This window comes from Halalkalicoccus sp. NIPERK01, from assembly GCF_030287405.1.
Taxonomy (GTDB): domain Archaea; phylum Halobacteriota; class Halobacteria; order Halobacteriales; family Halalkalicoccaceae; genus Halalkalicoccus.
Genome location: NZ_JASVVV010000042.1, coordinates 1 through 254, shown reverse-complemented (window position 1 = coordinate 254; position 254 = coordinate 1). Strand labels below are relative to the sequence as shown.

The following is a 254-nucleotide window of genomic DNA, read 5'->3' as shown; positions in this document are numbered from 1 at the left end:
CGTCGACGTGGCGGCTGTCGCCCAGCCGTTTCCCGCGGCGGTGCTCGCGGCTCACGTGGGGCGCGTTCGACATCGACTCCATCCCCCCGGCAACGGCGACGCTCGCCCGGCCGCTCTCGATACGGTCGACAGCGAGCGCGATCGCCCGGAGCCCCGACCCGGAGGCCTCGTTGACCGTCGACGCCTCCGTGCCGGCGTCGAACCCGGCTTAGAGGACCGCCTGCCGCGCCGGGACCTCTCGCCCGGCGGCCTGC

At 75.6% G+C, this 254-nt stretch carries 1 pseudogene; it reads right to left on the bottom strand.

Going from position 1 to position 254, the window contains the following annotated elements:
• A pseudogene (locus tag QRT08_RS18485) lies at window positions 1-145 on the bottom strand (thiolase family protein); the annotation flags it as partial.
• Window positions 146-254 lie beyond the last annotated feature (109 nt).